18 protein-coding genes are annotated in these 14,192 nt (G+C 73.0%); 15 read left to right on the top strand and 3 right to left on the bottom strand.

The features are described from left to right. The first annotated feature begins 89 nt into the window (after positions 1 to 89). On the top strand, positions 90 to 548 hold the full coding sequence (locus FHX78_RS05010; protein ID WP_145866255.1) for a phage holin family protein: 459 nt from the start codon (positions 90 to 92) through the stop codon (positions 546 to 548). 110 nt (positions 549 to 658) lie between these two features. Here FHX78_RS05010 and FHX78_RS05005 read toward each other — a convergent pair whose 3' ends face one another. Then, entirely contained in the window at positions 659 to 1,750 is a 1,092-nt protein-coding gene (locus tag FHX78_RS05005; protein WP_145866254.1) for an enolase C-terminal domain-like protein, read from the bottom strand. A 170-nt stretch (positions 1,751 to 1,920) separates the two neighbouring features. Here FHX78_RS05005 and FHX78_RS05000 point away from each other — a divergent pair, with 170 nt between their 5' ends. From FHX78_RS05000 to FHX78_RS04940, 13 genes are all read left to right on the top strand, one after another. Next, the gene (locus tag FHX78_RS05000) at positions 1,921 to 3,555 is read left to right on the top strand and encodes an NAD(P)/FAD-dependent oxidoreductase (protein WP_145866253.1); all 1,635 of its coding nucleotides are present in this window, start codon (positions 1,921 to 1,923) and stop codon (positions 3,553 to 3,555) included. Beyond that, complete coding sequence (locus FHX78_RS04995; RefSeq protein ID WP_145866252.1) at positions 3,552 to 5,399, top strand: transketolase; 1,848 nt, start codon at positions 3,552 to 3,554, stop codon at positions 5,397 to 5,399. Before FHX78_RS05000 ends, FHX78_RS04995 begins: the two co-directional genes overlap by 4 nt. Further along, the gene (gene ligD / locus FHX78_RS04990) at positions 5,396 to 5,779 is read left to right on the top strand and encodes a non-homologous end-joining DNA ligase LigD (RefSeq protein ID WP_167531686.1); all 384 of its coding nucleotides are present in this window, start codon (positions 5,396 to 5,398) and stop codon (positions 5,777 to 5,779) included. The genes FHX78_RS04995 and ligD overlap by 4 nt, the downstream gene beginning before the upstream one ends. 104 nt (positions 5,780 to 5,883) lie before the next feature. Next, positions 5,884 to 6,261 carry a gas vesicle protein GvpO gene (locus tag FHX78_RS04985; protein ID WP_145866250.1) on the top strand — a complete coding sequence of 126 codons (378 nt, stop codon included), beginning with the start codon at positions 5,884 to 5,886 and terminating at the stop codon, positions 6,259 to 6,261. 54 nt (positions 6,262 to 6,315) lie between these two features. Beyond that, positions 6,316 to 6,750, top strand: a complete 435-nt coding sequence (locus FHX78_RS04980) for a gas vesicle structural protein GvpA (protein ID WP_145866249.1) — start codon at positions 6,316 to 6,318, stop codon at positions 6,748 to 6,750. Next, a complete protein-coding gene (locus FHX78_RS04975) occupies positions 6,747 to 7,520 on the top strand; it encodes a GvpL/GvpF family gas vesicle protein (RefSeq protein WP_145866248.1) in 774 nt (257 codons plus the stop codon). Before FHX78_RS04980 ends, FHX78_RS04975 begins: the two co-directional genes overlap by 4 nt. A 4-nt stretch (positions 7,521 to 7,524) precedes the next feature. Next, positions 7,525 to 7,791, top strand: coding sequence for a gas vesicle protein GvpG (locus tag FHX78_RS04970; protein ID WP_145866247.1), 267 nt, complete (start codon positions 7,525 to 7,527; stop codon positions 7,789 to 7,791). After that, a complete protein-coding gene (locus FHX78_RS04965) occupies positions 7,788 to 8,432 on the top strand; it encodes a DNA primase (protein ID WP_145866246.1) in 645 nt (214 codons plus the stop codon). Before FHX78_RS04970 ends, FHX78_RS04965 begins: the two co-directional genes overlap by 4 nt. Then, positions 8,429 to 9,616 carry an SRPBCC family protein gene (locus tag FHX78_RS04960; protein ID WP_145866245.1) on the top strand — a complete coding sequence of 396 codons (1,188 nt, stop codon included), beginning with the start codon at positions 8,429 to 8,431 and terminating at the stop codon, positions 9,614 to 9,616. Before FHX78_RS04965 ends, FHX78_RS04960 begins: the two co-directional genes overlap by 4 nt. Beyond that, the gene (locus FHX78_RS04955) at positions 9,613 to 9,948 is read left to right on the top strand and encodes a gas vesicle protein (protein ID WP_145866244.1); all 336 of its coding nucleotides are present in this window, start codon (positions 9,613 to 9,615) and stop codon (positions 9,946 to 9,948) included. The genes FHX78_RS04960 and FHX78_RS04955 overlap by 4 nt, the downstream gene beginning before the upstream one ends. Continuing rightward, the gene (locus FHX78_RS04950) at positions 9,945 to 10,724 is read left to right on the top strand and encodes a GvpL/GvpF family gas vesicle protein (RefSeq protein ID WP_145866243.1); all 780 of its coding nucleotides are present in this window, start codon (positions 9,945 to 9,947) and stop codon (positions 10,722 to 10,724) included. The genes FHX78_RS04955 and FHX78_RS04950 overlap by 4 nt, the downstream gene beginning before the upstream one ends. After that, complete coding sequence (locus tag FHX78_RS04945; protein ID WP_145866242.1) at positions 10,721 to 10,909, top strand: gas vesicle protein; 189 nt, start codon at positions 10,721 to 10,723, stop codon at positions 10,907 to 10,909. The genes FHX78_RS04950 and FHX78_RS04945 overlap by 4 nt, the downstream gene beginning before the upstream one ends. Positions 10,910 to 11,010: 101 nt before the next feature. Beyond that, entirely contained in the window at positions 11,011 to 11,274 is a 264-nt protein-coding gene (locus FHX78_RS04940) for a gas vesicle protein K (protein ID WP_145871651.1), read from the top strand. Between the two features lie 97 nt (positions 11,275 to 11,371). Here the strand turns inward: FHX78_RS04940 and FHX78_RS04935 are convergent, their stop codons facing one another. Both FHX78_RS04935 and FHX78_RS04930 read right to left on the bottom strand, forming a co-directional pair. Beyond that, positions 11,372 to 11,542 (bottom strand): hydrophobic protein, encoded by a 171-nt coding sequence (locus FHX78_RS04935; RefSeq protein WP_073931265.1) that lies wholly within the window; start codon positions 11,540 to 11,542, stop codon positions 11,372 to 11,374. Positions 11,543 to 11,584: 42 nt separating this feature from the next. Continuing rightward, positions 11,585 to 12,406, bottom strand: a complete 822-nt coding sequence (locus tag FHX78_RS04930; RefSeq protein WP_145866241.1) for a methyltransferase domain-containing protein — start codon at positions 12,404 to 12,406, stop codon at positions 11,585 to 11,587. A gap of 148 nt (positions 12,407 to 12,554) precedes the next feature. On the opposite strand from FHX78_RS04930, the gene FHX78_RS04925 reads away from it, so the two are divergent. Further along, positions 12,555 to 14,174 (top strand): ABC-F family ATP-binding cassette domain-containing protein, encoded by a 1,620-nt coding sequence (locus tag FHX78_RS04925; protein WP_145866240.1) that lies wholly within the window; start codon positions 12,555 to 12,557, stop codon positions 14,172 to 14,174. Positions 14,175 to 14,192 lie beyond the last annotated feature (18 nt).

Below are 14,192 nucleotides of genomic sequence, written 5' to 3'. Positions count from 1 at the left end.
ACGGCCGCGACCGGGGGCGCGGCCGGGACGATCTCCACACCCCGTGCCCGCGGGCGTTACGCGCCCCGGGCCACGGGTACCCGGCGGCCATGCAGCGCTTGGAGCACTTGGAGCATCTGGACAGGCACCTGGTCGACGAACTGGCGCAGGTGGCCCGGGAGACCGTGCGCGACGAACTGCGCGAGCAGGCGCGGGGACAGCGCCGCAGGGCGGCGCTCTACGCCGCGTCCGGCGCCGCCGCCCTGTACGCGGGCGCGGCCGTCGCCCTGGCCGTGGGTCTCGCCCTCGCCCTCGTCCTGCCGGACTGGGCGGCCGCGCTGATCACGGCCGTGATCCTGGGCGCACTCGCCTACGCACTGCGCGGCGCCGCCCGGCCCGCGGCTTCCCGGCCGGCCGCCGGGCGGCCCACCGCACCCGCCGCACCCACCGGTCACGCGGGTCCGTCCGCTCCCGTCCCGCCGGTGCCGTCCACCCCGCCCACCGTCGGTGCCGTACCGCCGCGGCGGCCGGAGGACACCGGCCCGGAAGCACCGCACCACCGGGCCTGACCGGCCCTTCGGAGAAGCCGCCCCGAGACCGTCGAGCGAGCGGGCGCGGCCCGGCACCGCCCGCGGCCGCTGGTAGGCCCGCCCGCCTCGCGCGCGGCCGGCCGGGCCGGTCAGCCGACCCGGTACCGCGCGATGTCCTCGGTCCGCAGGGTCAGACCGTGACCGAGGCCGGCGGCCGGGGCGACCGTGCCGCCCGTGGGGTCCAGGGCGCCGTCGAAGAACAGGTCCTCGACCCGGACGTGGTCGTGGAACCACTCGATGTGCCGCAGGTTGGGGATCGTGGCCGCCACCGCGGCGTGGACGTGCGGGGCACCGTGCGCGGAGACCTCCAGGCCGTGCGCCTCCGCCAGCGCCGCCGCGTGCAGGAACTCGGTGACGCCGCCGCAGCGCGTCGCGTCGACCTGGAGACAGTCCACCGCCCCGGCCGTGATCATCCGGGCGAAGTACGGCAGGTCGAACCCGTACTCCCCGGCGGCCACATCGCTCACCACGGCGTCGCGGACCAGCCGCAGCCCGGTCAGGTCGTCCGAGGACACCGGCTCCTCGAACCAGCCCACCCCGTACTCCGCGAGCGCGTGACCGACCCGCACCGCCTGCTTGCGGGTGTACGCCCCGTTGGCGTCGACGTAGAGCTCGGCGTGTTCGCCGACGACGTGCCGGGCGGCCCGCACCCGGTGCAGATCGCGGGGCACCTCCCGCCCCCAGCCCTCACCGATCCTGATCTTCACGCGCGGGATGTGCTGCCCGTGCACCCACCCGTTGAGCTGCGCGGCCATGTGCGTGTCGAGGTACGTCGTGAAACCCCCGCTGCCGTACACCGGCACCCGCTCCCGGCGCGCCCCCAGCAGCCGCACCAGGGGAAGCTCCAGCAGCCTCGCCTTGAGGTCCCACAGCGCGATGTCGAGCGCCGAGACGGCGCAGGCGGCGACGCCCGGCCGGCCGGTGTCGCGGACCGAGCGGCACATGACGTCGTGCACGGCCGGGATGTCCAGCGCGCTCCTGCCCTCCACGAGCGGCGCCAGCCGCTCGCTCAGGAAGTCGCCGACCGCCGCCGGACCGTACGTCCAGCCGGTGCCGGCCGCGTCGCCCGCCGACACCTCGACGATCACCACCGTGGTGGACTCCCAGGCCAGGGTGCCGTCGGCCTCGGGGGCGTCGGTCGGCACGGTGTAGACGGAGACACCGGGTCGGTGCAGTCTCATCGTCGCTCCGTCCTCCTCCCCGGGCTCACCCGGCCCGCCGGACACCCGGGCGGTTCGGGTCCCGCTCCGGGTACCCGGGGGATCCCGGCGGCAACCGGTGGACGTTTGGCCGACCCCACCGGGGGGACGCGGAAGTCTTCCGACGTACGCGACAGCGCCGGAGGCGAACCGTGAGTCGACCCCGCATAGTGATCGTCGGTGCCGGCTTCGCCGGGTACCGTACGGCCCAGACCCTGTCCCGGCTCGCCCGGGGCCGGGCCGAGATCGTCCTGCTGAACCCGACCGACTACTTCCTGTACCTGCCCCTGCTGCCCCAGGTCGCCGCCGGTGTGCTGGAGCCGCGCCGGGTCACCGTCTCCCTCTCCGGCACGCTGCCGCACGTGCGGCTGGTGCTGGGGGAGGCCGACCGCATCGACCTCGACGGGCGGCAGGTGCACTACACCGGCCCCGAGGGCGAGGGCGGCACCCTCTCCTACGACCGGCTGGTGCTCGCCGCCGGGAGCGTCAACAAGCTGCTGCCCATCCCCGGGGTCGCGGAGCACGCGCACGGTTTCCGCGGCCTGCCCGAGGCGCTGTATCTGCGTGACCACGTGACCCGGCAGGTGGAGCTCGCGGCCGCCACCGACGACCCCGGGCGGTGCGCCGCCCGGTGCACCTTCGTGGTGGTGGGCGCGGGCTACACCGGCACCGAAGTCGCCGCGCACGGGCAGCTGTTCACCGACTCGCAGGTCAGCGGGCACCCGCTGCGGAACGGTATGCGGCCGCGCTGGATGCTGCTGGACATCGCCGACCGGGTCCTGCCCGAGCTGGACGAGCGGCTCTCCGCCACCGCCGACAAGGTGCTGCGCGAGCGGGGCGTGGACGTGCGGATGGGCACCTCCGTGAAGGAGGCCACGCCCGAGGGGGTGCTGCTGACCGACGGCGAGTTCGTCGAGACCAACACCCTGGTGTGGTGCGTGGGCGTACGGCCCGATCCGCTGGCCGAGTCGCTCGGGCTGCCCATGGAGCGCGGCCGGCTGCTGGTCGACCCGCACCTGCGGGTGCCGGGCCGGCCGGAGGTGTTCGCGTGCGGTGACGCGGCCGCGGTGCCCGACCTGGAGAAGCCCGGGCAGTACACCCCGATGACCGCGCAGCACGCGTGGCGGCAGGGCAAGGTGTGCGGGCACAACGTCGCCGCGTCGTTCGGTGAGGGGGAGCGGCGCGCCTACCGCCACAAGGACATGGGGTTCGTGGTGGACCTCGGCGGTGTCAAGGCCGCCGCCAACCCGCTCGGCGTGAACCTCTCCGGGGTGGCGGCGGGCGCGGTCACCCGCGGCTACCACCTGGCGGCGATGCCGGGCAACCGGGTGCGGGTGGCGGCCGACTGGCTCCTCGACGCCGTACTGCCGCGCCAGGCGGTCCAGTTGGGGCTCGTACGGTCCTGGTCGGTCCCGCTGGACACGGCGTCCCCGGAACTGGCCCGGGTCCCGGGCCGGCCCGACGGCGGGCCCGGGAGCAAGCAACCCGGGAGCGAGCAGCCCCGGAGCGAGGCCGGGAAGAACCAGCCCGCTGGAGAACCGGCGAAGAACCAGCCGGGTGGCGAGCCCGCGAAGAACCGGCCCGGCGGAGAGCCTGCCAAGAACCAGCCGGGTGGCGAGCCCGCCAAGAACCAGCCCGGCGGAGAGCCCGCCAAGAAGCAGCGCGGTGGGGAGTCCGGTGAGCGGCGGGACTCCGTCAGCCCGCCCCCCGACCAGCCGCCGCCCGGCCCGGACGTCGCACCCGGCCCCGTCAAGCGCATCGACCACCCCGCCGAAGGAGACTCATGAACACCGGTGAACTCGAAGAGCTCGGACAGCAGTTGCGCGTGGACAGTGTCCGCGCGGCGGCCGCCGCGGGCTCCGGGCACCCCACGTCGTCGATGTCCGCGGCGGACCTGATGGCCGTTCTGTTCGCCCACCACTTCCGCTACGACTTCGCGCGCCCCGACCACCCCGGCAACGACCGGTTCGTCCTCTCCAAGGGCCACGCCTCGCCCCTGATGTACGCCGCCTACAAGGCCGTCGGCGCCATCGACGACGAGGAACTGCTCACCTTCCGCAAGAAGGGCAGCCGCCTCGAAGGACACCCCACCCCCCGGCAGTTGCCCTGGGTCGAGACGGCCACCGGCTCGCTCGGCCAGGGCCTGCCCGTGGGCGTCGGCATCGCGCTGGCCGGGAAGCGGCTGGAGCACGCCGACTACCGGGTGTGGGTGCTGTGCGGGGACAGCGAGATCGCCGAGGGCTCGGTGTGGGAGGCCGCCGAGCAGGCCGCGTACGAGAACCTGGACAACCTCACGGTGATCGTGGACGTCAACCGGCTCGGCCAGCGCGGCCCCACCCGGCACGGCCACGACCTCGACGCCTACGCCCGCCGCTTCCAGGCCTTCGGCTGGCACACCGTCGAGGTGGACGGCCACGACGTGGACGCCGTCGACCGCGCTTACGGGGAGGCCGACTCCACCAAGGGACAGCCCACCGCCATCCTCGCCCGCACCCTCAAGGGCAAGGGCGTCGAGGCCGTCCAGGACCGCGAGGGCCTGCACGGCAAGCCGCTGCCCGAGGCGGAGGAGGCGATCGCCGAACTCGGCGGCCCGCGCGACCTGCGCCTCCCGGTGGGCGGGCCGTCCGCCGCCGCGGAGCGCCCCGCCCGGCACACCGGGCACCTCGCGCTGCCCCGCTGGGACAAGGGCGAGGAGGTGGCCACCCGCAACGCCTTCGGTGAGGCGCTGGCCGCCCTCGGTGGCGCACGCGGCGACGTCGTGGCCCTCGACGGCGAGGTCGGTGACTCCACGCGCGCGGAGTTCTTCGCCAAGGAGCACCCCGAACGCTACGTCGAGTGCTACATCGCCGAGCAGCAGATGGTCGCTGCGGCGGTCGGCGTCGCGGCGCGCGGCTGGACGCCGTACGCCTCCACCTTCGCCGCCTTCCTCACCCGCGCCCACGACTTCGTCCGCATGGCGTCGGTCAGCGGCTCCGGCATCAACCTCGTCGGCTCGCACGCGGGCGTCGCCATCGGCCAGGACGGCCCCAGCCAGATGGGTCTGGAGGACCTGGCGATGATGCGGGCGGTGCACGGCTCGACCGTGCTGTACCCGTGCGACGCCAACCAGACCGCACGGCTGGTCGCCGCGATGGCCGACCTGGACGGCATCCGCTACCTGCGCACCTCGCGCGGCGAGAGCCCGGTGATCTACGGCCCCGACGAGGAGTTCCCCGTCGGCGGCAGCAAGGTGCTGCGCTCCTCCGGCCACGACCGGCTCACCCTCGTCGCGGCGGGCGTCACCGTGCCCGAGGCACTGGCCGCCGCGGACGCCCTGGAGGGCGAGGGCATCGCCGTACGGGTGATCGACCTGTACTCGGTGAAGCCGGTGGACCGGGAGACCCTGCGCACGGCCGCCGAGGAGACCGGCTGCCTGGTGACCGTCGAGGATCACCACCCGGAGGGCGGCCTGGGGGACGCGGTGCTGGACGCCTTCGCCGACGGGCGTCCGGTACCGCGTCTGGTGCGGCTGGCCGTCCGCGACATGCCGGGCTCCGCCTCCCCGGAGGAGCAGCTGCACGCCGCCGGGATCGACGCCGAGTCGATCGCGGCGTGCGGGCGGCTGCTGGTGGGGGAGGCGATCGTGGCGTGAGCGACGACGGGCCGCGCACCGTACGGGCCGGCCGTCGCCCCGTGGAGATCCACCGCCCGGGCAAGGTGCTCTTCCCGGGCGGTGGTGGGGCCGAGGAGTACACCAAGGGCGATCTCGTCGACTACCACCGGGCCGTCGCCCCGTTCATGCTGCCGCACCTGCGGGGCCGCCCGCTGATGCTGGACCGCCGTCCGGAGGGCATCGACACACCGGGGTTCCCGCAGGGAAGAACACCGCTGGACGATCCACGGCTGCACGCCCGCCGCTGGACCGTCGCCGACGCCGTCGAGCAGGCGCGCACCGACCCGTGGGCCGGCCTGCCGCGCCGGGGGCGCGCCCTGGGGCCGGCCCGCCGTCGGCTGCGCGCGCTGCGCGACTGAGACCCGCCCGCCGCCGAGCCGGCGCGGGCGGGGCCGGAGCGAACCGGTGAGCCGCAGGGAGGTTTGGCGAACAGACTTGCGGCCACACGAAGGGGGAGGTGGCCATGTCGAACACAAACAACACCAATGAGCCACAGGATTCACAGGAATCCCAGGACTCTCCCGAATCCCACACGACCACTGAGACCGACAACAACGGAAAATCCCGACGACCGGGCCCGATGGAGGTGCTGCGCCAGGCGCGCGGACAGCTCGCGGAACTCACCGGTATGGAAGCCGAGTCCGTGTCGTCCTTCGCACAGACGGAGGAGGGCTGGACGCTGGAGGTCGAGGTCCTCGAACTCGAGCGCGTGCCCGACACGATGAGCCTGATGGCGAGTTACCAGGTGGAGCTGGACCCCGACGGGCAGCTCACCGGATACCGGCGCGTCCGCCGCTACGAGCGCGGGCGGGCCGACGCACACAGGTCCGGCGGCCGCTAGGCCGCCCGGCCGGACGATCACTCACACACACCACAGACAGGAGGGCTGGCCGGCATGACAGTCGTACCGGCACAACAGACCGGCGGTGGGGGCGGCAGCAGTGGCCTCTACGACGTGCTCGAACTTGTTCTGGACAGGGGGCTCGTCATCGACGCATTCGTGCGCGTGTCCCTGGTCGGTATCGAGATCCTCAAGATCGACGTCCGTGTCGTCGTCGCCAGCGTCGACACGTACCTCCGCTTCGCCGAGGCGTGCAACCGCCTCGACCTGGAGGCCGGGCCGCGCAAGAGCCCGGGCCTGCCCGAGATCGTCGGGGAGGTCACCGAGTCCGGCGCCCGCGGCAAGTCCAAGGGGGCGCTGTCCGGCGCCGCGGAGACCATCTCCGACGCCTTCAAGCAGGCGCGTGAGGGTGGTTCCGAGCGCGAGACGGAGTCCCGTCCGCGGGCCCGCAAGAGCACCACCGCCCGCCGGAAGGAGGAGCAGGAGTGAGCACCTACGTCTACGGCATCACCGCGGCGTCGCACCCGGCGCTCCCCGAGGGCATGGGCGGTGTCGGCGAACCGGCGCGTCCGGTGCGCGTGCTGCGGCAGGGCGAGCTGGCGGCCGTCGTCAGTGACGCCCCCGAGGGGCTGCGCCCCAAGCGCAGGGAACTGCTCGCCCACCAGAACGTGCTCAGCGAGATCGGCGCGGCCGGCTGCGTGCTGCCCATGCGCTTCGGCAGCGTCGCCCCCGACGACGACGCCGTCACCGGAGTCCTCGCCGAGCGCGCCGAGCACTACCGGGAGCGGCTGCGGGCGCTGGACGGCCGGGTCGAGTACAACGTCAAGGCCAACCACGTGGAGGAAGCCGTCCTGCACCACGTGATGGCCGGCAACCCGGAGATCCGCGCCCTCGCGGAGGCGAACCGGCAGGCCGGCGGCGGCAGTTACGACGACAAGATCCGCCTCGGCGAGATGGTCGCCGCCGCGGTCAAGGACAAGGAGGCCGAGGACGGCACCGCGCTGGAGCGCGCGCTGGAGGGCTCCGCCGACGCGGTGAGCGTGGGCCCGGAGTCCACCGGCTGGCTGGCCAACATCTCCTACCTGGTGAAGCGGGAGACGGCACAGGAGTTCCTGGCCGCGGTGGAGCAGGCCCGCAAGGACATGCCCCACCTGGAGGTCCGGCTGAACGGTCCGCTGCCGCCGTACAGCTTCGTCGAGCCCGGCCCGGCCGAGCCGGCGGGCACCGCGGCCGGTGGGGCGGACACCGGAGCGGGGTGACGGCATGGGCCTGATCTCGGAGGTGCTGCTGCTGCCGTTCGCCCCGGTGCGCGGCGGCGCCTGGGCCATCCGGCAGGTGCTGCAGGAGGCGGAGCGCATCTACTACGACCCCGCCACCATCCGTGCCGAGCTGGCCCGACTGGAAGAGCAACTGGAGGCCGGAGAGATCACCGAGGAGGAGTTCGACCGGCTGGAGGACGGACTCCTCGACCGGCTGGAGACCGCAACGCGCACCGGCGCGGGTACAGGGGACGGGACGGCACGACAGTGAATCGCATGGGACTGGGCCTCGCGATCGGGGCCGGATACCTCCTCGGACGGACGAGGAAACTGAAGATGGCGGTCGCCGTCGGCGGGCTGGTGGCGGGCCGGAAGCTGAACCTCGGCCCGCGGGCGGTCGCGGACCTGGTCTCCCAGCAGCTGCGTGACAACCCGCAGTTCAAGGAGCTCGGTGACCAGCTGCGCGGCGATCTGCGCGGCATCGGCAAGGCGGCCTCCGGCGCGCTGGTCGAGCGGCAGCTCGACTCCCTCGCGGACCGGCTGCACGGCCGTACCGCCGAGATGCGCGACCGGCTGTCGGGCGCCGGCCCGCGGGAGCGGGCCGGCGCCGAGGACGCGGAGGAGTCCGCGGACCGGGAGGAAGAGGACCGGGAGCCGCCGGACGAGCGGGACGGGGCGGAGGAGCCGGCCCCGGGGCGGGCGGCGAAGAAGACCGCCGCCGCCGAGGCGGCCGGCAAGAGGCCCCCCGCCAAGAAGGCGCCGGCGAAGAAGACCGCACCGGCGAAGAAGACCGCACCGGCGAAGAAGGCGGCCGCCAAGAAGACGGCCGCGACGAAGTCGGCGGCGAAGAAGACGGCCGCCGCACCCCGCGGTGTCCGTCCGCGCACCCCGAAGGGAGGCGGTGAGCGATGACCGAGACCCTCGGACGGGCCACGTCCGCCGCCCGCGACGGCGCGGGCGGCCCGCTCGCCGACGTGGCCCACAGCGAGGCCGCCGACCGGCTCAAGGCCGAGCTGCAGGAGTACTTCGCGGCCCAGGCCACCCGACTGCTGACCGGCCTCGGGCACAAGCTCGGCGAGACCACCAACAAGCTCAACGACATCGCCGAGGGCAACAGCCCGGGCTTCGCTCAACTCGCCGCCGAGGGCGGCCGCAAGATCGCCGACGGCAAGGGCCCGCTGCGCACCGCCGTCGAACTCGGCGCCTCGCGGGCCAAGGACAACGTGGTGGGCGCGCTGAAGAACCTGGGCGGCGGCGGGAGCGGGCGCAAGCGCTCGGCCGGCAGGAAGCCCACCGTCATCATCGAGCACATCGACGTCGGGGTTCCGCTGCGCACGGCCTACGACCAGTGGACCCGGTACCAGGACTTCAGCACCTTCGCCAAGGGCGTCAAGAACGCCGACCGGGCCGACGACACCACCTCAGACTGGCAGCTGAAGGTCTTCTGGTCCAACCGCAGCTGGAAGGCGCGGACCACCGAGCAGATCCCCGACGACCGCATCGCCTGGTCGTCGGAGGGCGCCAAGGGCACCACGAAGGGCGTCGTCTCCTTCCACCGCCTCGCCGACAACCTCACCCGGGTCTTGCTGGTCGTCGAGTACTACCCCACGGGGTTCTTCGAGAAGACCGGGAACCTCTGGCGCGCCCAGGGCCGCCGCGCCCGGCTCGACCTGAAGAACTTCGCCCGCTTCATCACCCTCAAGGGCGAGGCCGAGGACGGCTGGCGGGGCGAGATCCGCGACGGCGAGGTGGTCCGCAGCCACGAGGACGCGCTCGCCGAGGAACAGGAAGCCTCCGGGGAGGCGTACGAGGACGACGAGGAAGCACCCGCCGACGCGTACGACGAGGACGGGGAACCCGAGGACGAGGAGGAACCCGGCACGGAACCCGAGGAGGAGTACGAGCCGGAACCCGAGGCCGAGGAATCGGGCGAACCCGCCGACGCGTACGAGGACGAGGCGTACCCGGAGGAGGAAGAGGAGTACGAGGACGAGGACGAGGAAGAGGCGTACGAGGACGAGCCCGGGGCCGAGGCCGGGGAAGGCGTCGCGGAGGACGCCGAGGACGAGGACCCCGAGAGCCGGAGCCGCCGATGACCACCCCCAGCAGGCTTCCCGAGCCGTACGGCCAGGGCGGCGGCGCCAACCTCGCCGACATCCTGGAAAGAGTGCTGGACAAGGGTGTCGTCATAGCGGGCGACATCCGCATCAACCTGCTCGACATCGAACTGCTGACGATCAAGCTGCGGCTCGTCGTCGCGTCCGTGGACAAGGCGAAGGAGATGGGCATCGACTGGTGGGAGTCCGACCCGGCGCTGTCGTCACGCGCCCGTCGCGACGAACTGGCCCGGGAGAACGCCGAGCTGCGTGAACGGCTGGCCCGGCTGGAGGAGCTGGAGCCGAGCCGCGCTCGGGAGGAGGCCCCGTGACCGGACTGCGGTACGTCTACGCGGTCTGTCGGCCCTTCGGCACGCCGCTCCAGGCCCAGCTGACCGGGGTCGGGGGAGACCCGCCCCGGCTGGTGCCCCACCACGGCCTGGTGGCGGTCGTCAGCCACGTCCCCGAGGCGGACTTCGCCGAGGAGCCGCTGCGCGCGCACCTGGAGGACCTCGACTGGCTGACCGGGGTCGCCCGCGCCCACCAGGGTGTGATCGACGCGCTCACCACCGTCACCACCCCGCTGCCGCTGCGGCTCGGCACCGTCTTCCGCGACGACAGCGGCGTACGGACGATGATCGAGGCGCGTGAGGAGAGCTTCCTGCGGACCCTGGAGCGGCTGGAGGGCCGCGTCGAATGGGGCGTCAAGGTGTACGTCGAGCCGGAGCGCCCCACGGACGCGCCGGCCGAGCCCGCGGCGAAGCCGGCGTCCGGCCGGGACTACCTGCGGCAGCGGCGCATGCGGACGAAGGCGCAGGACGACCTGTGGCAGCGGGCCGAGACCTTCGCGACCCGGCTGCACGAGACCCTTTCGGAATGCGCGGAGGACTCCCGGCTGCACGCCCCGCAGAATCCCGCGCTCTCCGGCGCCGCCGGACGCAATGTGCTCAATGCCGCCTATCTGGTCCCGCGCGCGGAATCCGAGGAATTCGTCGAAAGGGTGGACCGCACGAAGGACGGTGCTCCCGGAATACGGGTGGAACTCACCGGGCCCTGGGCGGCCTATTCGTTCGCCGGTGAGGAAACGGCGGGGGAGGAGGGGGCGTGACCGTCGTCGAACGCCGCGAGGTGGCGCTGGTGGACCTGCTCGACCGGCTGCTGGCCGGCGGCGTCGTCATCACGGGGGACATCACGCTGCGCATCGCGGATGTCGATCTGGTCCGTATCGACCTCAACGCGCTCATCAGCTCGGTGAACGCGCGGGTCCCCTCACCCTTCGAGGAGTCGCAGTGAGCGCCGACCCGGACGCCCGGATCGTCGAACCGCGCACCGAGCCGCACGTCGAGCCGTCTGCCGAGCCGTCTGCCGAGGCGCGCGGGAGCCGGCGCAAGCGGCTGGACCTGGAGCCGGACACGGTCGAGCGGGACCTGGTGAAACTGGTGCTCACCGTCGTGGAGCTGCTGCGCCAGCTCATGGAACGCCAGGCGCTGCGCCGGTTCGACGAGGGCGACCTGACCGAGGAGCAGGAGGAGCGGGTGGGGCTCACCCTCATGCTGCTCGAGGACCGCATGGCGGAACTGCGCGACCGCTACGGACTGCGGCCCGAGGACCTGAACCTGGACCTCGGGCCGCTGGGACCGCTGCTTCCCCGGGAATGATCCGGGGCCGAGCCGTGAAAGGACGGCAGGGACGACGGTAATTCCCCGGGACGAGGTCCCGGGGAATTACCGTCAGTGGAGTGAGATTATCGTCGGCTCACCACCGGTACCAGCGGCCCCTGCCCCCGCCTGCCGACGTGCTGCGCATGAAGAATCCCAGCAGCCATACGATCAGAACCGCCAGGGCGATCCACCAGAGGACCTTTACCGCGAATCCGGCACCGAAAAGGATCAGCGCCAGCAGCAGAACAAGCAGAATGGGAACCATAGTGTCAACCTCCTGCCATTCTGATTGCCCGTAAAACCCGCTTCAGACTTCCTTGCGGCAGAGAATCTCCCCGTGCAGCACGCAGAACCAGCCGTCGGCCCGCGCTCCCCACTCCCGCCAGGCCCCGGCCACCTCCCGCACCTGCTCGCGGGTGGCGTGGCCCCCCTCCACCGCTCGCCCGGCGTACGACGACGCGACGGTGCGGTCCGCCCACAGGCCGCTCCACCAGGCCCGCTCCTGATCGGTCGCGAACGTCCAGGTGCCCGAGGTCGCGGTGACATCGGTGAAGCCGGCGGCGAGCGCCCAGGACCTCAGCCGCCGCCCCGCGTCCGGCTCACCCCCGTTGGCCCGAGCCACCCGCCGGTACAGGTTCAGCCAGCGGTCCATCCCCGGCGACGCCGGATACCAGGTCATCGCCGCGTAGTCCGCGTCCCGTACCGCGACGACACCGCCCGGCCTGGTCACCCGGCGCATCTCGCGCAGCGCCGCCACCGGATCGCCCACGTGCTGGAGCACCTGGTGGGCGTGCACCACGCAGAACGTGTCGTCCGGGAAGTCCAGGGCGTGCACGTCCCCCACCGTGAAGGCGACGTTCGTCAGCCCCCGCTCCTCGGCCACCGCCCGGGCCCGCCCGAGGATCCCCGGCTCCCGGTCGAGACCGGTGACGTGCCCGTCGGGGACGAGCCCGGCCAGGTCGGCGGTGATGGTGCCGGGCCCGCAGCCGATGTCCAGGATCCGCAGGTGGGGCTTGAGTGCTCCCAGCAGATACCCCGCCGAGTTCTCGGCGGTCCGCCAGGTGTGCGACCGCAGCACCGACTCGTGGTGCCCATGCGTGTAGACGGCGCTCTCCCGTGCCTCCGGCATGCCGAACCCACCCCTTCCACTCTCGTAGGAGGGCACTCACGCTACGCGCCCACTCGAATAATGAGACACGCGTCTCACCATTCGGGCCGATCGTGGCCCGGCCGAAACCGGTTTGCCCCCCGCGTCGGCGACGCCGCAGAATCCCCCCATGGGTCACCTGGAAGCAGCACACCTCGAGTACTACCTCCCCGACGGGAGGGCCCTGCTGGGCGATGTGTCCTTCCGGGTGGGCGAAGGCGCCGTGACGGCCCTGGTCGGCCCCAACGGCGCGGGCAAGACGACCCTGCTCCGCCTGCTCGCCGGCGAGCTGAAGCCGCACGGCGGGACCGTCACCGTCACCGGCGGCCTCGGCGTCATGCGCCAGTTCGTCGGCTCCGTCCGCGACGAGACGACCGTCCGCGACCTCCTCGTCTCCGTCGCCACGCCCCGCATCCGGGAGGCGGCCCACGCCGTCGACAGGGCCGAGCACGCCCTCATGACCGTCGACGACGAGGCCGCCCAGCTCCGTTACGCGCAGGCACTCGCGGACTGGGCCGAGGCCCGCGGCTACGAGGCGGAGACGCTGTGGGACATGTGCACCACGGCCGCGCTGGGCGTCCCGTACGACAAGGCGCAGTGGCGCCAGGTCCGCACCCTGTCCGGAGGCGAGCAGAAGCGCCTGGTCCTCGAGGCGCTGCTGCGCGGCACCGACCAGGTCCTGCTCCTCGACGAGCCGGACAACTACCTCGACGTACCCGGCAAGCGCTGGCTGGAGGAGCGGCTCACGGAGACCCGCAAGACCGTGCTGTTCGTCTCCCACGACCGCGAACTCCTCGCCCGCGCCGCGCAGCGCATCGTCTCCCTGGAGCCGGGTCCCGCGGGCGCCGACGCCTGGGTGCACGGCGGGGGCTTCGCCACCTACCACGAGGCCCGTCGTGAACGCTTCGCCCGCTTCGAGGAGTTGCGCCGGCGCTGGGACGAGAAGCACGCCCAGCTCAAGAAGCTGGTGCTGAACCTCCGCCAGGCCGCCTCGGTCAGCCACGAGATGGCCTCCCGGTACCACGCCGCCCAGACCAGACTGCGCAAGTTCGAGGAGGCCGGGCCCCCGCCGGAGCCGCCGCGCGAGCAGAACATCACGATGCGGCTGAAGGGCGGCCGTACCGGAGTGCGCGCGCTCACCTGCGAGCAGCTCGAACTCACCGGTCTGATGCGCCCCTTCGACCTGGAGGTGTTCTACGGCGAGCGGGTCGCCGTGCTCGGCTCCAACGGCTCGGGCAAGTCGCACTTCCTGCGCCTGCTCGCCGGTGAGGACGTGGCGCACACGGGCGGGTGGCGCCTCGGCGCGCGCGTCGTCCCCGGCCACTTCGCGCAGACGCACGCCCACCCCGAACTCCAGGGCCGCACGCTCCTGGACATCCTGTGGAAGGAGCACTCCCAGGACCGGGGCGCCGCCATGTCCCGGCTGCGCCGCTACGAGCTGACCGGCCAGGCCGAGCAGACCTTCGACCGCCTCTCCGGCGGCCAGCAGGCCCGCTTCCAGATCCTGCTCCTGGAACTCCAGGGCGTCACCGCCCTGCTGCTCGACGAGCCGACGGACAACCTCGACCTGGAGTCCGCCGAGGCGCTTCAGGAGGGACTGGAGTCCTTCGAGGGCACGGTCGTCGCCGTCACCCACGACCGCTGGTTCGCCCGCTCCTTCGACCGGTTCCTGGTCTTCGGCGCCGACGGCAGGGTCAGGGAGACCCCCGAACCGGTCTGGGACGAACGCCGGGTGGAACGCGCGCGCTGAAAAGCCCGCCCGGTACGT

Origin of the sequence: Streptomyces capillispiralis, assembly GCF_007829875.1 — a bacterium.
GTDB lineage: Bacteria > Actinomycetota > Actinomycetes > Streptomycetales > Streptomycetaceae > Streptomyces > Streptomyces capillispiralis.
The sequence above is the reverse complement of the archived record's forward strand: the minus strand, read 5'-3'. Positions and strand labels throughout refer to the sequence as shown.